Here is a 19,479-nt window from a genome sequence, read left to right on the forward strand (position 1 = left end):
AGTGCCTTGCCGAAGTCATGTGAAGTCCAGAAGATGCAGCGATTTCAATTAGTTGCCGCATCGGCTCCTGCGGACCGACGCGACGGGCTTCGTTCTGCCCTTCGAAAACGCGCCGCGACGGTGCGTCGGGGCGATTCCGGATGGGACGGCAAGGCCTTTGCGGTTCTCTCCGCATGAATCGCGCCCCATATACGACACATGGATGCAAGCGGTGGACGGACGCCGCTTCTTCCCCGTTGCCGACTGAGCGCTGGCAGGAGAATGTGCATGGATTTGAAGGACAGGTTGCTCGAGGTCGAAAGGCAATTGTGGAAGAACGATCCGGATCTTTATCGGGACAATCTCATTGCCGAGGCGATTCTGGTGTTCCCCGACACCGGCGCGGTCGGTCGGGATTTCGCCGTCGATGCGATCCACCAGGAGAATGCGGAAAACCGCAGATGGGCGGAGGTATCGTTTGCGGACGTCACCGCGAGGAACATCACCGACGACGTCGCGGCGCTGACCTATCGGGCGATGGCGCGGTGGAACCACGAAACGACGGGCGGCATGGCGCTGTGCAGCAGCATCTACGTCCGGCGCCACGGCGCGTGGAAACTGGCATTGCATCACCATTCGCTTGTACAGGGATAGGCGCGAGAAAAGTCACTTGTCTGGCAGCTTGGCGGCGATGCGCTTTTCCATCACCCATTTGGCGCCGCGCGGCCAGGAATAGTTGGCGCCCATGCGCAGGCCCGAATAGCCGAGCGCCACGGGCGCGCCGGTGCCGGCGTCGACGACCTTGATCAGCAACTCATATTCGGTGCGGCTCACCCGATTGACTATGCCGGTCATGGCCAGTTGCCCGCCGAGTTTTTGGGCGATCGGCGCCTCGCAGCCGTTGCAGTCCCTGAGCGCACCGGCCTTGGCGAGCTCGTCCGCCGCCGGTTTTGGGTCGACGATCTTGTAGCCGCCGGTCGACAGCAGGAAATCCTTGGCGGCCTGTGTGGATTCGCGGAGATAGCGGGTGTCGTGCTCGTCGGGCGGGATGAGACCGGCAGCGGCGCTGGTGTCCATCATCTCGAAATCGAAGACGACGATGTTTTTTTCAGGTTCGGCCGCCGATGCGCTCTGAGCAGTCAACAGCAGGGCGATGCCCATCAGTGATAAGGCAGGAAGTGCACGTCGTCGGAGCATGATCTGATCCCTGTCTCCTCGCCAGTTGTTGCCTGAGGAAAGGGATTTCATCGTAGCATCGTCCAGCCCCGGCGCCAATGTGGACCGCGTTGCCTGCTGTCCTTCCTCCTTGGGGCGGCAGGTGATGTTTTTAGTTCTGCCGCTCGGTAAAAACCTGGATACCGAGATCGACCCCGAGGTCGGATATTTTGGCGAGGGTCGTCTTCGGGATAGCATCTCCGAAGTGACCGTCGCCGAGGAAACTCAGGATAACGCAAAGGCTACCACCGGTCTTCACTAACTGCGCGAAGTAGTCCCGGTGGCGGTCCATGACATCGACGAACGACGTCAGTTGATCCGCAAACCGGTTGGTCCCGGTCTCAAATCGCACCGTATGCCTCCAACGGGTATCGGGAAATGTCCCATCGAGAGGTGTTCCCAGGGGCGTATATCTCTGATCTCCGGCTTTATGGCGAAAGTGCCCTTCGATCTGCAAATTCGCATCCAGTTCTTCCGGATCAATAGACGGATGGACGATGAAAAGATCGATCTGGAACCGCTTTGGTTCTGGGTCTTCGTCTATCACCATCGCCGACCTCACCGCACCTCGTAGCCGACTTCCTCGCTGGCGTGGCAGAGCGCGGTCCAGAAGGCGCGGGCGAAGGAACGGAAGATGGTGAGGTCGAAGCGGTCCTCGCCAGTGCGTTGGATGTGCGCAAAGATGTCGTGGTGGTTGGTGGCGACGCCCGAGCCGACGGGCAGGGCGGGTAGCGAAAAATCCACAGCGAAAAATTTCTGCAGTACCCATTCCGCCTTCGGACCTGCGATGCGCAGCGCCGTGCGCCCGTGCGAAAGATCCGTGACGGTTCCGAGGTTTATCGGAATTGCCTGAACAAGCGCGTCAGCCAGGCCTTCATCCTCGGAGACGACCAGGAATTTCCCAGGGGCAATGCCGAAGGCGGCTCTCGTCTCCGTCGCGATGCCGCCGCCGGCGCCGTCCGGCAGGGAGAGGCCTGAGGCGGTGCGAATGGCGGCGATAACAGTCTTTTCCTCGCCCGGCCAGGCCGTGACCTGGACGATCGAGCCGGGCTGCGTCTCGGAAAGCACCACGCCGACACCGTCGGCGAAATTGCCGTGGGAACCCGGCCGCCAGACCGGCTGCAAGGGCGAAAGCATCTCAACCATGCATGCGGCTCCCCTCGGGATCGAAGAAATGGTGGCTGACGATCTCGACCGGTCCAAAACGTTTGCGCAGCGGATCGGAGATGAAGGCGCGCGTGCCGTGGCGCGACTTGCCGCCCTTGACCAGCGCCAGGCCGATATATTTGCCGAGGGCCGGCGAATAGCAGACGGCGGTGATGTGGCCGATGGAGTGGCGCGGATTGGCCTCGTCGACCTGCTCGACGATATGCGCGCCGCCGTTGAGCGGCCGGTTGTCGAGCGAGATCAGGCCGACGAGGCGGAGACGATCCCCGGCGACGAGACCTTCCCGGCCGAGCATGTTCGAGCCGATGAACGGCTTTTTCTTCGACAGCATCCAGTCGAGATGCAGGTCGCTGGCAGTCGTGCGGCCGTCAATCTCCGCGCCGGTGACGTGGCCCTTCTCAATGCGCAGCGTGCCGAGCGCTTCCAGCCCGTAGGGCACCATGCCAAACGGTTTGCCGGCTTCGACCAGCGCTTCCCAGACATGCGTGCCGTGGCCGGCGCCGCAATAGACCTCGAAGGCCATCTCGCCGGAGAAGGAGAGGCGGCAGATCTTTACCGGCACGCCGGCGATCTCGCCGCTGACGATGCCCATGAAGGGCAGGGTGGCGTTGTCGACCGCAGTGCCGGTGACGCAAGTGGCGAGGATTTCGCGCGCCTTGGGACCGGCGATTGCCGCGCCCGCCCACTGGTCGGTGACGGAGGTGACGTGGACCTTGAGGTCCGGCCAGACCACATCGAGATAATATTCCAGATGCTGCATGACCTTGCCGGCATTGGCGGTGGTCGTGGTCATCAGGAAATCGTGCTCGCCGAGCCGCCAGGTCGTACCGTCGTCGAAGGCGATGCCTTCCTCGCGCAGCATCAGGCCGTAACGCGCCTTGTTGACGGCGAGTGTCGAAAACATGTTGGTGTAGACGCGGTCGAGAAGGGTCGCGGCGTCCGGCCCCTGCACGGCGATCTTACCCAATGTCGAGACGTCGACGATGCCGGCGATCTCTCGAACGGTCTTCGTCTCGCGCACATAGGCCTGCTCGACCGTCTCGCCGGGCTTGCCGTAGATTTGCGGCCGGTACCAAAGGCCGGCGGCATACATCTTCGCGCCTTGCGCGACATGCCAGTCGTGCATCGGCGTCAGCCGCTCAGGCTTGATGTCGCCATAACGTTCGGCCGCCAGCGCGCCGATCGATACGGAGGCGAAAGGCGGGCGGAAGCGGGTGGTGCCTACTTCGGCGACCGGCTTGCCCAGCGCGTCGGCCATGATGGCGAGGCCGGGCACGTTGGAGGTCTTGCCCTGGTCGGTCGCCATGCCGAGCGTCGTGTAGCGCTTCAGGTGCTCGACCGAAATAAAGCCTTCGCGGTGGGCGAGGCGCACGTCCTCGGCGGTGACGTCGTGCTGGAGGTCGACGAAGGCCTTTCCCTTGGCCGGAATTTCGAAGACCGGCGCGGGTTCCGAGAAGGGCGCGGCATGCTCGACTTCCGGCACGGCCTCGGGATGGCCGTTGCCGCCAGCGGCGCGCAGCCCGGCCGACAGGCCCTCGGCAAGCGCCTCGGCGGTGGTGAAGCGGCCGTTGAAGCTGCCGGCGCCGATCCAGTTCTGCGCTGGCTCCGGCGGCAGGAAGGCCTGCAGCGTCTCGTCCCATTTCGGCGCGGCGCCGGCCTGGCTGGCAAGGTGGATGACCGGCGACCAGCCGCCCGAGACGATCAGGCAATCGGCGTCGAGATGGCGCGCCTCGCCGGTGAGCCTGCGGGAGGCGAGGTCGAAACCCTGCACCTTGATGCCTGAAACATGCTTGCCGCCTTCGGTAGCGACGACGGCATGGCGCAACAGCAAATGGCCGCCAACGGCGGAGGCGATGGCGCGGGCCTCTGCCGAAATGTCGGCGCGCACGTCGACGATCGCGGTTATCGCCGCACCGGAATCGCGCAGGGTTTTGGCAGCGGCGTAGGCGCCGTCATTGTTGGCGAAGACGGCGATCTTCTCGCCCGGCAGCACGCCGAACTCCGCCGCGTAACGCTGCGCGGCGGAGGCGAGCATCACGCCGGGGCGGTCGTTGCCGGGAAACACCAGCGGCCGCTCGAAGGCGCCGGTGGCCAGCACGACCGTGCCGGCGCGGATCGACCAATGGCGGTGGCGAGGCTCGCCCTTGCCGGGCTTTTCCTTGTGGTCGGTCACGCGCTCCAGCGCGGCGAGGCCGTTGCTGTCGTAATAGCCCCACACGGTGGTGCGCGGCAGCAGCCTGACATTCTCGCGGCCGGAGAGATCGCGCACCGTGTCCGCCGCCCAGTCGGCGGCGGGCAGCGAGTCGATCGTCTCGCCCGACCAGTTGGCGGAGCCGCCGAAACGCGAATCGAGCTCGGCGAGGATGACACGCGCGCCGCCTTCCGACGCGGCTTTCGCCGCCATCAGGCCAGCCGGACCCGAGCCGACCACCAGCACGTCGCAGAAGGCGTACATGCGCTCGTAGCGCGAACTGTCCGGTGCGGTGCCGGCGCTGCCGAGGCCGGCGGCGCGGCGAATGAAATGCTCGCAGACCATCCAGAAACGCGTGCCCTTCAGCGGGCCGATCACCGGGCCCATGAAGGTCTTGTAATAGAAGCCGGCCGAGATCGCCTTGCCGGCCAGCCCGTTCACCGCGCCGACGTCGACGGCGAGTGATGGAAAACGGTTCTGGCTGACCACGACGAGCCCGTCATAGATCTCCAGCATGGTGGCCGGAACGTTTGGCTCGCGCTCCTCGCCTTTCAGCACGGTGACCAGCGCGGAGGGCTCGTCGATGCCCGCGGTGAGCACGCCGCGCGGGCGATGGTACTTGAACGAGCGGGCCACAAGCGAGATGCCGTTGGCCAGCAGGGCGGAGGCCAGCGTGTCGCCGGCATGGCCGGTCAGCGACTTGCCGTCGAAAGAAAAGCGGATGGTGCGGGTGCGGTCGACGCGCCCGGCGGTGTTGCCGCGGCGCGGGCTCATGCATGGTCTCCGTGGTCGCGTCCGGCCGGCCTGACCGAGGCAAGCCCGCCCCTGGCGAAAGCGACATGCGAAATCTTGTGAGTAAGTGTGCTGCGGGTGACGGCAAGGTGCGACCGGCAGCCGCCGGAATGCTGCCAGATTTCCTTGTGGTCGCCGGCCGTGTTGATCCGGTCGTAGACATAGGCGTTCCACGCCGCCTGGTCGGTGGAGGCGGGATCGGGACGCGTGCGGTTGCCGTCGCCCTGGTAGGAGAATTCCGACACGTCGCGCGGGCCGCAATAGGGACAGGTGATCAGCATTCTTTTTGGCCTAATGCAGCTTGGGCGTCGCGCCCTGGCCCTTCTCGTCGATCAGGATACCGCGGTGGAAGCGGTCGAGCGTGAAAGGCGCGTTGATTTCGTGCGGAGCGTTCTTGGCGATGGTCCAGGCGAAGAGCCAGCCGGAGGCGGGCGTCGCCTTGAAGCCGCCGTAGCACCAGCCGCAATTCAGGTACATGCCGGGCAGCGGGCCGGTGGTGATGATCGGCGAGCCGTCCATCGACATGTCCATGACGCCGCCCCAGGAACGCAGCAGCCTGACCTTCGCGAAACCCGGGAACATGGCGAGCAACTCGCTCATCACCTCCTCGACCAGCGGCAGGTTTCCGCGCTGGGCATAGGTGTTGTAGCCGTCGAGGTCGCCGCCGAAGACCAGGCCGCCCTTGTCGGACTGCGAAACGTAGAGATGGCCGCCGCCCCAGGTGATGACGCCGGGCAGGATCGGCTTCAGCGATTCGGAGACGAAGGCCTGCAGCACGTGGCTCTCGATCGGCAAATTGTCGATGCCGGCGAGCTTCAGCACGCGGCCGGTGCTGCCGGCGGCGGCGACCGCCACCTTCCTGGCGCGGATGTCGCCGCGTGTCGTCTGGACACCGACGATGCGGTCGCCTTCCCGGAGGAAGCCGATGACCTCGCAATTCTCCAGAATGTCGACACCGCGCCGGTCGGCGCCGCGCGCATAACCCCAGGCGACGGCGTCGTGGCGGGCCGTGCCGGCGCGCGGCTGCAAGAGCCCTCCGACCACCGGGAAACGCGCCTTGGGCGACACGTCGAGGCCGGGATAGAGCCGGGCGATCTGGTCGGGATAGAGAAGCTCGGCGTCGCCGCCCTCGTGGCGCATGGCATTGCCGCGCCGCGCGTAATCGTCGAACTGGCCGGGCGTGTGGGCGAGGTTCAGGATGCCGCGCTGCGAGAACATGACGTTGTAGTTCAGATCGTGGGACAGGTTCTCCCACAGCTTCATCGAGTGTTCGTAGAAGCGGATGTTTTCGGGCAGCAGGTAGTTGGAGCGCACGATGGTGGTGTTGCGGCCGACATTGCCGGAGCCGAGATAGCCCTTTTCGACCACTGCGACATTGGTGATGCCGTGCTCCTTGGCAAGGTAGTAGGCCGTCGACAGGCCGTGGCCGCCACCGCCGATGACGACGACGTCGTAGGAGGGTTTCGGGTCGGGCTTGCGCCAGGCCGGCTTCCAGTCGCGGTTGCCGGAGATCGCATTCTTGAGAATCGAAAAAGCAGAATATTCCGCCATCGGGGAAGAAACTTTCAGGTCAGGGTCTGTTGACTATCAGCACACGAGGCTGCGTTGGGATAAAATCGTCCGCAAACAGGAGAAAAGCGCAAGGCGGTGTTGACCACCGTCGAGCATTTTCGACGCATTTGCGGGCGATTTTGGCCCAACCCCGAAGGGGCCGCGCTCAAATCCGCCATTTCGGCGTCGCTCGTCGTCGAACATGCGCTGCATGTCCCTCCTCCTCGCTCCTGGAACTGCCGGATTTGCGCTGCGGCGCAGCCCGTGCGGTGATAGTCAACAGACCCTCGGCAGGCGGCACACTATAGGTGGACCGGGAGTGCGCAAGCCAGTTTTACGCCACCGCTTTTCACAGGGCCGACTCCTGCTTGCCCGAGCGAGGTGCGACCAGTATCACTCACCGCCATGGGAACGCCATCTTGCCGACTATGACGCGGCCAATGACATCAACAGCCTTCAGACTGATCGCGGCGCTGTTCCTGATCGCCGCGGCGATCGCTTTCGCGCCATCCTCGGCCGGCGCGCAAGGGGCCGGCCGGGCTGGCTCGGCCATCGTCGATCAGCAGCGGTCGGTCATCGGCGGCCTGACCTCGCGCACCGACGGGCTCGAAAAGGAGATCGACGCCAATCCGGAGGACGACCAGAAGCTGGTCGACATCCGGCTGCAACTGGAAGAGATCGCGCGCGAATTGCTCAGCAGTTCCGTTTCGTTCCGGCCGAGGCTTGGCGAGATCAATACGCGCATCGAGCAGCTTGGCCCGCCGCCGGCGCAGGGCGCGGCCCCCGAATCGGACATCGTCGCCACCGAACGCCAGAGCCTTGCCGCCGAGAAGGCCGAGATCAACGCCACGCTGGGCGCCGCCGAGGATTTGTCGATCCGGGTGAACACGCTGATCACCCGCGTCACGGACATGCGGCGCGACCTTTTCTCTCGGCTGCTGACGAAGCGTTACGACATCAACTTCCCGCTGCTCAGCGAAGTCCTCGTGGCTTTCCACAAAACCAGCGCCGACCTCTACCGCTCGGTCTCGGCGTGGCTGCGCTTCGTCTTCAATTTCAAGCTGAGTTCGGTGCTGGCGGCGACCTTCTTCGCGCTGATCGCGGCGGTGATTCTTCTGGTCGGCGGGCGGCGGCTGTTCGGCCATCTGTTCGAGGCCGACCCGCAAAAAACCGACCCGACCTATCTCAGCCGGCTGTCGGTGGCGTTCTGGTCGACGCTGCTGCCGTCGCTGACGCTCGGCGTGTTCCTTGGCGTCACATATTTCCTGTTCGACTATTTCGGGGTGCTGCGCGGCGATATCGGCTCGATGCTGGCCTCGTTGTTCGCCGTCATCGGGCTGGTCTTTTTCGTGCATCGGCTTGGCAAGGCGGTGCTGTCGCCGCACCTGCCGCACTGGCGTCTGATCCCGGTGCAGTCCGGCGCGGCCGCGAAGCTGCTGTGGATCATGTCGGCCACGGCATTGTTCAGCGGCTTCGACTACCTGGCGAGCAACATCTACGAGACCCTGGACGCGCCGGTCTCGCTGACCGTCGGCGAGGCGCTTGTGGCGACCGTCATCATCGGCCTGTTGGTGCTGGCGAGCGGCCTCGTGCGGCCCTTTGCCGACGAGACGGGGCAGCCGAAGGCGTGGCCTGCCGGGGTGCGGCTATTCATCTACGCGCTCGGCCTGATGACGATCGTGGCGGCGCTGCTCGGCTTTATCGGGCTCGCCCGATTCATCTCGCAGCAGATCGTGTTTACCGGCGCGGTGCTGGCGACGATGTATATCGGCTTCCTGTCGTCGCGCGCCGTGGCGGAAGAGGGCGCCTTCGCCCACACGGCGATCGGCGTTCGTTTCCAGCGCTGGTTCAAGCTGGACGACGCAGGCCTCGACCAGCTCAGCCTGCTGGTCAGCATCCTGATCAACGTCGCCGTGGTCGTCGTCGGCCTGCCGCTGGTGCTGTTCCAGTGGGGCTTCCAGCCGGCCGACATCGGCTCATGGATGTACAAGTTTGCAACCGGCATCCAGATCGGCTCGTTCACGCTGTCGCTGACCGGCATTCTCTGGGGCATCGTGGTGTTCGGCGTCGGCTTCGTGCTGACGCGCTGGTTCCAGGGCTGGCTGGACGGCTCGGTGATGGCGCGCGGCCGCGTCGACACCGGCGTGCGCAACTCGATCCGCACCGTGCTCGGTTATGCCGGCCTGGCGATAGCGGGGCTGGCGGGGCTTTCCGCGGCCGGCATCGACTTCTCCAACCTGGCGCTGATCGCCGGCGGCCTGTCGCTCGGCATCGGTTTCGGCTTGCAGAACGTGGTCTCCAATTTCGTCTCCGGCCTGATCCTGCTCGCCGAGCGGCCGTTCAAGGCTGGTGACTGGGTGATCGCCGGTGACGTCTCCGGCACGGTGAAGAAGATCAGCGTGCGCGCGACCGAGATCGAGACGTTCCAGCGGCAGACGGTGATCATGCCGAACTCGACGCTGATCAACGGCGCAGTGGGCAACTGGACGCACCGCAACAAGCTGGGGCGCATCGAAATACCGGTGGCCGTGGCCTACGGGACGGATGCGCGAAAAGTGCATGCGCTGTTGATGGAACTGGCTTCCAGCCATCCGCTCGTGCTGAAGAATCCCGAGCCCTTCGTGGCCTTCACCGCCTTCGCGCAGACCTCGATGACTTTCGAGATCCGGGTCTTCCTCGGCGACATCGGCAATGGCGGCATCGTGCAGAACGACCTGCGCTTCGCCATTCTGGACGCGTTCGAGCGTGAGAACATCAGCATCGCCATCCCGGCGCAGTCGCCGGTCGCTCCGCCGACGCCAAAATGGTCGACCGACGACGACAAGGCCGAGGCGGAGCTGGCGGAGGCCGTGGAGAGGCGGGTACAGGCCGAGGAAGAGGTCAAGACGCGCAAGACCCGGCGCAAGAAGACCGATCCGGTTTGACGCCTGTGCCAAGTGTGGCATGAATGCGTCATTCAGTTGGCGTTCAGCTTCGCCCGGTTATAAGCTGTCCTCGAAAGGGGCAAAAGCCCCACTGACAGAGGCGGTGGAAACACCGGAAAGCCATGAAGAATTTCGTCGTCGCGGCCTCGTTGCTTGTGCTGATGGGCAGTGCGGCGCATGCGGCCAGCGCGGTCAATCTCGACTCCGAGCCGCGCACGCTGATCGTCACCGAGGGCGGCAGCAAGTCCGAGCTTTCGCTCGCCGCCGGCGAGACCGTCGAGTTCTGCTCGGGGGGCTGCTTCGTCACCATGCCCAACGGCGACCGCCAGGCGCTGACCGGCACGGAGACGGTTGAAATCTCGGGTGGCGTCGGCCGCATCAAGTAAATCGCCGGCGCACATGATCCTTTCGAAAAGGCCGGGACATCACCCGGCCTTTAATATTTCTGGTTGCAGTCGCTTAACCCTGATTTGCAAAGGCTGACGCAGCGTGCGTAAGCTGTAGTCCGCATTAACGCACCCTAACAGGTCCCGTGCCTATAGCCGGACCACGACGCCGGCGGGTGCGTTGCGGCAACTGCGGAAACTGCCTTGATGGATGCGCGCTCCGAGAAGAATGCAGTCCCCCTCGCGGTGGACCTCGACGGCACGCTGATCGCCACCGACCTGTTGTGGGAAGGCCTGTTCCTGCTGCTGCGCCAGAACCCGCTGCTGATTTTCCTGGTGCCGTACTGGGCGGCGAAGGGGCCGGCGACGCTCAAGCAGGAGATCGCCAAACGCGTCGACATCGACCCGGCGGCGCTGCCCTACCGCAAGGAAGTGATGGAGCGGCTGCAAGCCGAGACGGCGAGCGGACGCCGCCTTGTGCTGGCAACCGGCACGCCGCGCAAATTCGCCGAGGCGATCGCGAGACATCTCGGCATCTTCGACGCGGTGCTCGCCACCGACGGCAGGGAGAACCTGACCTCCAAACGCAAGACCGCGGCGCTGGTGGCCGCTTATGGCGACGGCGGCTTTGACTATTTCGGCAACAGCCGGCATGACCTGGCAATCTTCGAGGCGGCGCGGCTCGCAAGCGTAGTGGCGCCGGACCGCGCGGCGGCGCGCTGGCAGGCCAAACACCAGTGCGAACTGATCGAGACGCCGAAGCCGACCCTCAAGACCGTTCTGAAGATGTTGCGCGTGCACCAGTGGCTGAAGAACGGCCTGATCGCGGTGCCGGTGGTGCTCTCCCACGAATATTTCAACGTCGGCATGCTGGTCGACTGCGTGCTCGCCTTCATCTCCTTCAGCGCGGCCGCCTCGGCGATCTACATCGTCAATGATTTCTTCGACCTGGCGCTCGACCGCCGGCACCCGACAAAACGCAACCGGCCCTTCGCCAGCGGGCTGCTGTCGATGCGCTTCGGCATGGTCTCGGCGGCGGTCCTGCTGGCCATCAGCTTCGCGGTAGCGACGCTGCTGCCCTTGTTGTTTATGGGGGTGCTGTGCGCCTATCTCGTTGCCACAACGGCCTATTCGCTGTCGATCAAGCGCATGCTGCTGCTGGACGTGCTGATGCTGGCCGGCCTGTACACGATGCGCATCCTCGGCGGCGCAGCCGCGACCGACATCGGCGTGTCGTTCTGGCTGCTCGCCTTCTCGACCTTCTTCTTCCTGTCGCTGGCGCTGGTGAAACGCTATGTCGAATTGCGCTCGTCGATGCTTGTGCCGGGCGAGCGCATAGCCGGCAGAGGCTACCGCGCCGAGGACCAGGAGATCATCGCGCAGGCCGGCATGGCGTCGGCCTTCTCGTCGGCACTGGTGCTGGCGCTCTACATCGACAGCTCGGCGGTGCGCGAGCTCTATTCGCATCCGTGGATGGTGTGGCCGCTGGCGCCGACCGTGCTCTATTTGACCATGCGCATCTGGATCCTGGCGCGCCGCGACGAGCTGCATGACGATCCGGTGGTGTTCATCGTGCGCGACTGGCGCAGCCAGCTTGTGGTGGCGGCCGGCGCGGTCATGCTGATGCTGGCGGGCCTGGTCTAGAGCAATGTCCGATCAGATTGAACCATTCTGCCGGCGATGGTTTGGGCCAAGGTCGAGGGCTTTGTCGCAGGCCGGGCTGGTGGCCCGGACAAGACGAAGCCCGATGGATTTGGCCCAAACCGGCCCGGCCCTTCGGGTTTCCGTTTGGCGGGCGCCGTCCTTCGGACCGTCGGCTTGCTCGGCCGATGGAACCCCATCGACCTTCGCGCAGGGCGAGCCACGCGTCTCGCCCGTCCTTCGGACCCTGCCGGATCGCCTCGCCAAACGAGAAACAGAATGATTCAATCTGATCGGACATTGCTCTAGTGGACGCCGGCTACGGCAGTTTCGGTCGGATCTTTGCGCCGGCGATGCAAGCGATCGACGCCGGCGAGGTGATCGCCTTGCTTAAGGGCGGCAACGCGCGAGAAAATTCGCTGCTTCCCTACGGCAATGGCCGTTCCTACGGCGATACCTGTCTGCCGCAGGACGGCGTGCTGGCGGATATGCGGCCGATGCGGCGGGTGCTCGGCTTCGACACCCATGGCGGCCTGTTCACGGCGGAAGCCGGTATCCTGTTGTCCGACATCATCGCCCACGCCGCGCCGCACGGTTTCTTTCCGCCGGTCGTGCCCGGCACACAGTTCGTGACGCTTGGCGGCGCGATCGCCAACGACGTGCATGGCAAGAACCATCACCGGCGCGGCACATTCGGCTGTCACGTCGAGGCTTTCGAACTGTTGCGCTCGGACGGCAAGACATACGCCTGTTCGCCGACTTCCAATCCGCAGCTCTTCGAGGCGACGATCGGCGGCATGGGACTGACCGGCATCATCCTGTCGGCGTCGCTGCGGCTTATGCCGGTGCCGTCGCTGGACGTGGCGGAGACGGTGACGCCGTTTTCCCGGCTGGACGAGTATTTCGACCGCGCCGAGGCTGCGGACAAGTCCAATGAATACGCGGTGGCCTGGATCGACCAGCTTGCCGGCGGCAGGGCGGCCGGCCGAGGCCTGCTGCTCACCGGCAACCACGCCGCAAACGGCTCGCGGCAGGCGGGCAAGGCCGGGGGGCGGCTGGGGGTTCCGTTCCAGCCGCCGCTCAATGTGCTGAACCGGCCGTTCCTGACCGCCTTCAACGCAGCCTATCGCTGGAAGCGCAGCCGCGATGCCGGACCGCATACGACCGGCTATGGCGGATTCTTCTTCCCCCTCGACGGCGTGCTGAACTGGAACAGGCTCTACGGACCGAAGGGGCTTTTCCAGCATCAGAGCGTGATCCCGTTCGCGGCGGCGCGGCAGGCGGTGCCGGCGCTGCTCGACGCGGGGCGGGCGGCGGGGCAGGGGTCGTTCCTGACCGTTCTGAAGCGCTTCGGCGCTGTCCGCTCGCCGGGCCTGCTGTCCTTTCCGCACCCTGGCTACACCCTGACGCTGGACTTCCCCAACAGGGGCGACCGGACCTTGCAACTGCTGGAACGGCTCGACGCGATCACGGTTGCGGCCGGCGGCGCGGTCAATCCCTACAAGGACGCGCGGATGCCGGCACACGTGTTCGCGGCATCCTTTCCCGACTGGCGCAAGCTCGAGGCGATGCGCGACCCGGCCTTCCTGTCGCGTTTCTGGGCGCGCACGGCGATGCGGTTGAAGCCAAGCGACGGGGCCCAGGCAAGGGCTGCCGAATAGCCACGAAGCGGGAAGGGAAACGGAAAAGTTTAATCAAATTCCGTGCCCCATTTCACGGGAAATTTCCGGGTTCCGGCTAGGACCGATGCAACGAGAGCGAGAAACATGAAATACCTGCCTTTCATCCTGTTCACGGTGCTGACCAACGCGGCCGCGCAATTGATGCTGAAGCAGGGCATGATGAATCTCGGGGCGGTTTCGTTCGAGGGCGCCAATCCGATCGTCAAGATCCTGCAGATCGTCTTCAGCCCGTGGGTGTTCTTCGGCCTGTGCACATTCGTCATCTCGATGGCCTCGCATCTCTACGTGCTGTCGAAGGTCGAACTTTCCTTCGCCTATCCGTTCCTCAGCCTCGCCTATGTGGCGGTGGCGGTGTTCGCCTACTTCATCTTCCATGAGGATTTGAACGCCTGGCGCATTGCCGGCATCGCCTTCATCTGCGTCGGAACGGTGCTGATCGCGCAGAGCGGACGCGACAGCCACGAAGGCGGCACGAAGGTTGCTTCTGCATCCATGCAAACAAGCGAGATCTCAAAATGAGACACATTATCTTCGGCGGCGACGGTTTCGTCGGCCGTCACCTTGCCCCCAAATTGCTCGCCGACGGCCACGAGGTCGTCGTCGCCGACATCGTCAAGAGCGACCTGCCGCACTATCGACATGCGCAGTACGTCCGCTGCGACGTCACCGATCCGGTCTCGGTCGTGGCCGTAGGCATGAAGGCCGACGACATGGTCTACAACCTCTCGGCGAAGATGCTGTCGCCGATCCAGGTGCGGGCCAAGCGCCACGAGTTCTTCTTCCCGGTGAACTATCACGGCACGGTCCACATCATCGAGGCGATGGACAAGGCCGGCGCGCCGAAGCTGGTGCATTTCACCACCGACATGATCTACGGCCACACGGTCTACCACCCGATGACGGAGGACCACCCGGTCGCGCCGCTCGGCGAATACGGCCTGTCGAAGCTCAAGACCGAGGAACTCGCCGCCGACTGGCGCAAGCGCGGCATGTCGATCTCGCTGTTCCGCCCACGCCTCATCATCGGTCCCGGCCGACTCGGCATCCTGGAAAAGCTGTTCAAGCTGATCGACGTGAACCTGCCGGTGCCGATGATCGGCTCGGGCAAGAACCCCTACCAGTTCATCTCGGTGTTCGACTGCGCCGAGGCCGCTCGCGCCGCTTTCAAGGCCGATGTGCCGAACGAGGCCTATAATCTGGGCTCGCTCAATCCGCCGTCGGTGCGCAAGCTGCTCGGCGACTTGGTCAAGCATGCGGGGTCGAAGTCGATCCTGATCCCGACGCCGGGCTGGGCGGTGAAACGCACGCTCGACCTCCTCGATCTCATGAACATGCCGATCATGGATCCCGAGCAGTATCTGATCGCCGACGAGGACTGCCTGCTCGACGTGTCGAAGGGCAAGCGCGATCTCGGCTGGGCGCCGCAGTATCGCGACGAGGACATGCTGATCGCCGCCTACAGCGAATATCGCGCCAAGAAGGAGGGCCGGATGGCCGCTCCCTCGCAGGTTCCGGCCGAATAGGAGATCGATGACATGAACGCCATGACCAAGCCGGACACGATGCGCTCGACAATCGCGGCCGGGCACAATCTTCTGCCCAAGCCGGACCTGATCACCGTCGAGGAAGCCAAGGCGATGGATGTCGCCCGGCTGACCGACCTGTTCAAGACGCACCTCAATCCCGGCCAGTTGCATTTCATGAAGCTGCTCGGCTTCCACAAGATCAAGATCGAGCGCGCCGAGGGCATGTATTACATCGACCAGAACGGCCGGAAGATTCTCGATTTCTTCGGCGGATTCGGCTCGCTGGCGTTTGGCCACAACCATCCGAAAATCCTCGAGGCGCGCAAAAAATTCCAAGAGGAGAAGCGGCAGGAAATCGCCATCGCCTTCATGTCGCAATACGCTGCCGCACTCGCCCACAACCTGGCGAAATGCTCGCCGGGGGAACTCGACATGGTCTTCCTCGGCTCGTCCGGCTCGGAAGCCATGGAAGCGGCGATCAAGGTCGCCGAGCGCGCCGCCGGGCCGAAGCGCCCGAAGATCGTCTACGCGGAAAACTCCTTCCACGGAAAGACCAAGGGCGTGCTGGCCATCACCGACGGCGCGCTCTACCGCGCCGACTTCAAGGTGACCGACAACACGGTGAAGGTGCCGTTCGGCGACATCGACGCGATCGAGCGGGCCTTCCGCACCGATCCGGAGATCGGCGTGATCGTGCTGGAAACCATCCAGGGCGGCGGCGGCATCGTCCAGGCGCCGGCGGAGTTCTGGACCAAGCTGCGGGCGCTCTGCGACCAGTACGGCGTGCTGTGGGTCGCCGACGAAGTCCAATGCGGTTACGGCCGGTCCGGCCGCTTCTACGCCTTCGAGCACTATGGCGTCGTGCCGGATGTTACGGCGCTGGCGAAGTCGCTCGGCGGCGGCAAGGCGGCGGTCGGCGCGATGATCGCCAAGCGCGACGTCTACATGAAGGCCTATGGCACGCCGAAGACGGCGATGATCCACGCCATGGCGACCTTCGGCGGCATCGGCGAGGCGTGCGTTACGGCAATCGAGGCGCTCAACGTGCTCTACGACGAGCACTTGATCGACAATTCGGCCGAGACGGGCGCCTATCTACTGGAGCGGCTCAAGGCCGTGCAGGCGAAATATCCGAAAATCATCAAGGACGTGCGCGGCAAGGGCTTTATGGTCGGCCTGGAGTTCCACGACTTCTCGCAGACTCTGCCGATGGTGCTGCGGCCGGTTGTCAGCGTGCTCGACGACAAGCTGAAGGGCTCGCTGTCGGGTTTCGTCGGCTCGCTGTTGCTGCGCGACTACGACGTGCTGGTGGCCTTCACCGAATACAACCGCAACGTGATCCGGCTGGAGCCGCCGCTGATTTGCCAGCGCGAGCATGTCGACCGTTTCGTCGAGGCGCTCGACAGCCTCTTGTCGCGCGGCATCGTGACCATCGTCAAGGACTTCGTGAAGAGCCAGATGAGCTGACCGGGCAGGTCGCAGCGGCGCGAGGGGCGCCGCTGCGGCAAATGGGGGCGGGCAAACTATGTTGACGAAGATCGAACGGGCGCCGATCGAATGGGCGCTGGATACGGGGATCGGCAAGGGCGTCGCCGAGGCTACCACCAACCGGGCGCTGCTCGATCGGCTGGGCGCGACGTTCTTCGCGCTGGTCTGCGTGGTGATCGCGCTCTACGCGCTGGTCAAACCCGACTACAACTGGGACATGGTGGCCTATGTGGCCACCGCGCTGGAGGACCGCTACCAGGATCCGGTCGAACTGCATGCGGCCACCTGGGCGGAGATCTCGAAAGGCGCGCGCCCGTCGCAGCTCTACGAGATCCAGTACGGCAATCCCTATAACAAGCACCAGTGGGAGAACCCGGTCGACTTCCAGTCGCAACTGTCGATGTATCGCGTCAAGGTCGGCTACATCTGGGCGATCCGCGCGCTTGAGCCGATCTTCGGGGCGGCGATGGCGTCGATCCTGTTGTCGGTCATTCCGTCGCTGCTGGTCGGCGGCGTCCTGCTCTACTGGCTGGCGCGGGAAAACGCCCTGCAGGGCGGCTTCATCCTGGCGCCGCTGCTGATGCTGGCCGACCAGGCGCAGATGACGTCGGCGGTCGTGCCGGACATGCTGCTGTCGCTGGTGTCGATCGCGGCGCTCTACGCCTTCATCCGCAGCCGCGATACGCTCGCCTGCGTGCTGCTGTTCCTCAGCGTGTTCGTGAGGCCGGACAATCTGATCCTGATCTTCGCCATGCTGGTGACCGCAGTGGTGTTCGGCTGGCGCATCCTGCCTTGGCTGCTGACCTTTGTCGCTTCCTTCGTCGGCTGCATGGTGATCTCGAAATTCGGCCACCATCCGGGCTGGTGGGCGCATTTCTACTTCTCTTGCGTGCAGATCCAGAATTCCATGATCGACTTCCAGCCCGACTTCTCGCTGGTGACGATGCTGAAAGGTTATGCGCGCGGCTTCGTGGTGGCGCTGATCAACAGCGACTGGCCTGCGATCCTGGCGTTGTTCGCGGCGGGCTGGGCCTTGCTTTATCGCTACGGCAAGCCGATCACCAACCGGCAGAACGGCCTGATCTTCGCGCTGATGATCGGCACGGTCGGCAAATTCGCCAGCTTCCCGCTGCCGGACGATCGTTTCTACCATGTCTTCCTGCTGGGTATCGCGGTGCTGCTGGTGACGATCTGGAAGCCGCGTTTCGATATCGTAAGAGCAAGGAACTGATATCATGGATGGTGGGGAAGCCTCGCAATTCATCGAACTTTTGCGCGTCTTCCTCTCGCTGGTCCTGCCCGTCGGCATTTTGGATCGCGGCGCGCCATTACGAGGTACGCGTTTCCTCGCGCAGGCGGCGATGCGGGCGCGGATGGGCGGCGGCCGGCCGTTCCAGATGGTCAATGTCGGTGCCTGCGACGGAAAACTGTTCGACGATGTGACGCCATGGCTGCACCGTATCAAGGGCTCGCGTGCCATGCTGGTCGAACCGATCCCGTACAACCAGAAGCGCCTGCGCGCCAACTATCCGGACGCGGAGCGATTCGTCATCGAACCGGTCGCGGTTACGAAGACCAGCGGGCCGATCACAATCAAAACCTTCGACGCCGCGGCGCTGGAAGCGGGCACGCTGCCGCTCGAATTTATCGGCTGCTCGTCGATCAGCGACACCAACCTGATGTCGGGCAGCAACGCCTGGGGCGAGCGGGACCAGAACTTCCAGAAATTCGAGCCCTTTCTGAAATCGATCGAAGTGCAGGGCGCAACGCTGCAATCGCTGCTCGACCGCAACGGCGTCGAGCATATCGACGCCTTCCTCGTCGACTGCGAGGGGGTCGACTGGCAGGTGTTCGAGCAACTCGACATCGAGCGCTACCGGCCGGGCATGATCAAGATCGAAGTCGGCGCGCTGACCGCCGAGGACATCGGCAAGGTCGTGCTGAAACTCAAGACCAACGGCTACCAGGTCGGGCTGCACGCCGAGGACGTATGGGCCTTCGCGTGAGGGCTCGTCCTCGGTGCGCTTAACCCCTGGCGGAAGCGAGCGGCAGATAGAAAGTCGCCGGACGCGACACCAGAGGCAGGGAGCCGAAGGACCGGTAGAAGGCAGCAGCGCGGTCGTCGATCGCATCCGCGAAAATCGCATGAGCGCCGATAGGTGCGGTCGCCACCGTCTTGATTGCGTCGAACAACATCGCCTCGCCGAGGCCAAGGCCCGCATGGCCCAGGTCGCGGGCCAGCCAACCGATCAATACGGCAGGGACGGTCGGGTAACGAGGCAATTTCCGCGCAAGCGGCTCGGGCACTTCGTTGAGCGGCACATTGCTGGACGAAAGTGTGTAGAAGGCAATGACCCGATTGCTCTCCGCGAGGCGGGCGATGAAGCAGGTCGCATATTCGCGCTTGATGTCCTGCGAAACCGTTTGCCGCAGATAGGCGTCGATCCGCTCATTGCCGCAAGCGAAACCTGATCGGTCATGCGCCTTGCTCAACGGTTCGATGACGAGGTCGCGTCTACCGGCCTCGGAAAAGTTCTGCATGGCGTTTGGCCGCGCGTGCCAATTTGGCGTTGGGTTGTGGAGGATCGATCAAGGCTTCGGCAAAGCGGATCTGGTCCTCACGGCTCAGCCGCATGATCTCGGTCTCCTCGATCACACGTCTTGCGTCCTCGCCGGCGGTTGCCAGAAGATAGCCGGTCAAGGTCATGCCCCGCAGCTTTGCTGCGCGCTGCATCTGCTCGTAGGCCTGAGCCGGTATGCGCGCCTCAAGCCGCGCCATTTCGATCTGTGACTGAGCCATGAACATCACCTCTGCCAACAGTTTACGGCAAAATGCCGTATATTGGCAATCCTTCTGTTGGATGCAGGGAGGTTCCGCCGGTCACCGGGGACCAGTCGCCGGCGCGGCCAGTTGGCATCTGGTCGCCGCTCCCTTTT

19 protein-coding genes are annotated in these 19,479 nt (G+C 64.2%); 10 read left to right on the top strand and 9 right to left on the bottom strand.

From position 1 onward, the window contains the following. Window positions 1–267: 267 nt before the first annotated feature. A complete protein-coding gene (locus tag RB623_RS02735) occupies window positions 268–633 on the top strand; it encodes a nuclear transport factor 2 family protein (RefSeq protein ID WP_308055221.1) in 366 nt (121 codons plus the stop codon). 12 nt (window positions 634–645) lie between these two features. Here RB623_RS02735 and RB623_RS02740 read toward each other — a convergent pair whose 3' ends face one another. From RB623_RS02740 to RB623_RS02770, 7 genes are all read right to left on the bottom strand, one after another. Next, the gene (locus RB623_RS02740; RefSeq protein ID WP_308055222.1) at window positions 646–1,176 is read right to left on the bottom strand and encodes a DUF3280 domain-containing protein; all 531 of its coding nucleotides are present in this window, start codon (window positions 1,174–1,176) and stop codon (window positions 646–648) included. Between the two features lie 130 nt (window positions 1,177–1,306). Then, window positions 1,307–1,744 carry a DUF4279 domain-containing protein gene (locus tag RB623_RS02745; RefSeq protein ID WP_308055223.1) on the bottom strand — a complete coding sequence of 146 codons (438 nt, stop codon included), beginning with the start codon at window positions 1,742–1,744 and terminating at the stop codon, window positions 1,307–1,309. Between the two features lie 8 nt (window positions 1,745–1,752). Then, window positions 1,753–2,340 carry a sarcosine oxidase subunit gamma gene (locus RB623_RS02750; protein WP_308055224.1) on the bottom strand — a complete coding sequence of 196 codons (588 nt, stop codon included), beginning with the start codon at window positions 2,338–2,340 and terminating at the stop codon, window positions 1,753–1,755. Continuing rightward, entirely contained in the window at window positions 2,333–5,326 is a 2,994-nt protein-coding gene (locus RB623_RS02755) for a sarcosine oxidase subunit alpha (protein ID WP_308055225.1), read from the bottom strand. Before RB623_RS02755 ends, RB623_RS02750 begins: the two co-directional genes overlap by 8 nt. After that, window positions 5,323–5,625, bottom strand: coding sequence for a sarcosine oxidase subunit delta family protein (locus RB623_RS02760; protein WP_308055226.1), 303 nt, complete (start codon window positions 5,623–5,625; stop codon window positions 5,323–5,325). Before RB623_RS02760 ends, RB623_RS02755 begins: the two co-directional genes overlap by 4 nt. Window positions 5,626–5,635: 10 nt before the next feature. Then, window positions 5,636–6,895 carry a sarcosine oxidase subunit beta family protein gene (locus RB623_RS02765; protein WP_308055227.1) on the bottom strand — a complete coding sequence of 420 codons (1,260 nt, stop codon included), beginning with the start codon at window positions 6,893–6,895 and terminating at the stop codon, window positions 5,636–5,638. Window positions 6,896–6,931: 36 nt separating this feature from the next. Beyond that, on the bottom strand, window positions 6,932–7,108 hold the full coding sequence (locus RB623_RS02770) for a hypothetical protein (RefSeq protein ID WP_308055228.1): 177 nt from the start codon (window positions 7,106–7,108) through the stop codon (window positions 6,932–6,934). Window positions 7,109–7,335: 227 nt separating this feature from the next. Between RB623_RS02770 and RB623_RS02775 the strand changes: the two genes are divergently transcribed. The 9 genes from RB623_RS02775 (at window position 7,336) to RB623_RS02815 (ending at window position 18,548) form a co-directional block, all read left to right on the top strand. Next, window positions 7,336–9,819, top strand: a complete 2,484-nt coding sequence (locus RB623_RS02775) for a mechanosensitive ion channel family protein (RefSeq protein ID WP_308055229.1) — start codon at window positions 7,336–7,338, stop codon at window positions 9,817–9,819. 122 nt (window positions 9,820–9,941) lie between these two features. Next, a complete protein-coding gene (locus tag RB623_RS02780; protein ID WP_308055230.1) occupies window positions 9,942–10,205 on the top strand; it encodes a hypothetical protein in 264 nt (87 codons plus the stop codon). A 207-nt stretch (window positions 10,206–10,412) separates the two neighbouring features. Next, window positions 10,413–11,849 carry a UbiA family prenyltransferase gene (locus RB623_RS02785; protein WP_308055231.1) on the top strand — a complete coding sequence of 479 codons (1,437 nt, stop codon included), beginning with the start codon at window positions 10,413–10,415 and terminating at the stop codon, window positions 11,847–11,849. A gap of 350 nt (window positions 11,850–12,199) precedes the next feature. Then, window positions 12,200–13,507, top strand: a complete 1,308-nt coding sequence (locus RB623_RS02790; protein WP_308055232.1) for an FAD-binding oxidoreductase — start codon at window positions 12,200–12,202, stop codon at window positions 13,505–13,507. A gap of 105 nt (window positions 13,508–13,612) precedes the next feature. Beyond that, window positions 13,613–14,047 carry an EamA family transporter gene (locus tag RB623_RS02795; protein ID WP_308055233.1) on the top strand — a complete coding sequence of 145 codons (435 nt, stop codon included), beginning with the start codon at window positions 13,613–13,615 and terminating at the stop codon, window positions 14,045–14,047. After that, window positions 14,044–15,051 (top strand): NAD(P)-dependent oxidoreductase, encoded by a 1,008-nt coding sequence (locus RB623_RS02800; RefSeq protein ID WP_308055234.1) that lies wholly within the window; start codon window positions 14,044–14,046, stop codon window positions 15,049–15,051. Before RB623_RS02795 ends, RB623_RS02800 begins: the two co-directional genes overlap by 4 nt. 39 nt (window positions 15,052–15,090) lie before the next feature. Further along, window positions 15,091–16,521, top strand: a complete 1,431-nt coding sequence (locus RB623_RS02805) for an aspartate aminotransferase family protein (RefSeq protein ID WP_374121631.1) — start codon at window positions 15,091–15,093, stop codon at window positions 16,519–16,521. 58 nt (window positions 16,522–16,579) lie between these two features. Further along, window positions 16,580–17,773, top strand: a complete 1,194-nt coding sequence (locus RB623_RS02810) for a hypothetical protein (protein WP_308055235.1) — start codon at window positions 16,580–16,582, stop codon at window positions 17,771–17,773. A gap of 4 nt (window positions 17,774–17,777) precedes the next feature. Then, complete coding sequence (locus tag RB623_RS02815; RefSeq protein WP_308055236.1) at window positions 17,778–18,548, top strand: FkbM family methyltransferase; 771 nt, start codon at window positions 17,778–17,780, stop codon at window positions 18,546–18,548. A gap of 19 nt (window positions 18,549–18,567) precedes the next feature. Here the strand turns inward: RB623_RS02815 and RB623_RS02820 are convergent, their stop codons facing one another. Next, a complete protein-coding gene (locus RB623_RS02820) occupies window positions 18,568–19,083 on the bottom strand; it encodes a GNAT family N-acetyltransferase (RefSeq protein WP_308055237.1) in 516 nt (171 codons plus the stop codon). Continuing rightward, window positions 19,058–19,351 (bottom strand): DUF1778 domain-containing protein, encoded by a 294-nt coding sequence (locus RB623_RS02825; protein WP_308055478.1) that lies wholly within the window; start codon window positions 19,349–19,351, stop codon window positions 19,058–19,060. The genes RB623_RS02820 and RB623_RS02825 overlap by 26 nt, the downstream gene beginning before the upstream one ends. Window positions 19,352–19,479 lie beyond the last annotated feature (128 nt).

This window comes from Mesorhizobium sp. LHD-90 (genome assembly GCF_030929505.1).
Taxonomy (GTDB): Bacteria; Pseudomonadota; Alphaproteobacteria; order Rhizobiales; family Rhizobiaceae; genus Kumtagia.

What these genes read in the sequence shown, in the direction of transcription:
- RB623_RS02820 (WP_308055237.1), bottom strand. Translation starts at nt 19,083, where the DNA reads ATGCAGAACTTTTCCGAGGCCGGTAGACGCGACCTCGTCATCGAACCG.
- RB623_RS02760 (WP_308055226.1), bottom strand. Translation starts at nt 5,625, where the DNA reads ATGCTGATCACCTGTCCCTATTGCGGCCCGCGCGACGTGTCGGAATTC.
- RB623_RS02815 (WP_308055236.1), top strand. Translation starts at nt 17,778, where the DNA reads ATGGATGGTGGGGAAGCCTCGCAATTCATCGAACTTTTGCGCGTCTTC.
- RB623_RS02795 (WP_308055233.1), top strand. Translation starts at nt 13,613, where the DNA reads ATGAAATACCTGCCTTTCATCCTGTTCACGGTGCTGACCAACGCGGCC.
- RB623_RS02780 (WP_308055230.1), top strand. Translation starts at nt 9,942, where the DNA reads ATGAAGAATTTCGTCGTCGCGGCCTCGTTGCTTGTGCTGATGGGCAGT.
- RB623_RS02805 (WP_374121631.1), top strand. Translation starts at nt 15,091, where the DNA reads ATGCGCTCGACAATCGCGGCCGGGCACAATCTTCTGCCCAAGCCGGAC.
- RB623_RS02735 (WP_308055221.1), top strand. Translation starts at nt 268, where the DNA reads ATGGATTTGAAGGACAGGTTGCTCGAGGTCGAAAGGCAATTGTGGAAG.
- RB623_RS02810 (WP_308055235.1), top strand. Translation starts at nt 16,580, where the DNA reads ATGTTGACGAAGATCGAACGGGCGCCGATCGAATGGGCGCTGGATACG.
- RB623_RS02775 (WP_308055229.1), top strand. Translation starts at nt 7,336, where the DNA reads ATGACATCAACAGCCTTCAGACTGATCGCGGCGCTGTTCCTGATCGCC.
- RB623_RS02740 (WP_308055222.1), bottom strand. Translation starts at nt 1,176, where the DNA reads ATGCTCCGACGACGTGCACTTCCTGCCTTATCACTGATGGGCATCGCC.
- RB623_RS02745 (WP_308055223.1), bottom strand. Translation starts at nt 1,744, where the DNA reads ATGGTGATAGACGAAGACCCAGAACCAAAGCGGTTCCAGATCGATCTT.
- RB623_RS02790 (WP_308055232.1), top strand. Translation starts at nt 12,200, where the DNA reads ATGCAAGCGATCGACGCCGGCGAGGTGATCGCCTTGCTTAAGGGCGGC.
- RB623_RS02755 (WP_308055225.1), bottom strand. Translation starts at nt 5,326, where the DNA reads ATGAGCCCGCGCCGCGGCAACACCGCCGGGCGCGTCGACCGCACCCGC.
- RB623_RS02800 (WP_308055234.1), top strand. Translation starts at nt 14,044, where the DNA reads ATGAGACACATTATCTTCGGCGGCGACGGTTTCGTCGGCCGTCACCTT.
- RB623_RS02750 (WP_308055224.1), bottom strand. Translation starts at nt 2,340, where the DNA reads ATGGTTGAGATGCTTTCGCCCTTGCAGCCGGTCTGGCGGCCGGGTTCC.
- RB623_RS02785 (WP_308055231.1), top strand. Translation starts at nt 10,413, where the DNA reads ATGGATGCGCGCTCCGAGAAGAATGCAGTCCCCCTCGCGGTGGACCTC.
- RB623_RS02770 (WP_308055228.1), bottom strand. Translation starts at nt 7,108, where the DNA reads ATGCAGCGCATGTTCGACGACGAGCGACGCCGAAATGGCGGATTTGAG.
- RB623_RS02765 (WP_308055227.1), bottom strand. Translation starts at nt 6,895, where the DNA reads ATGGCGGAATATTCTGCTTTTTCGATTCTCAAGAATGCGATCTCCGGC.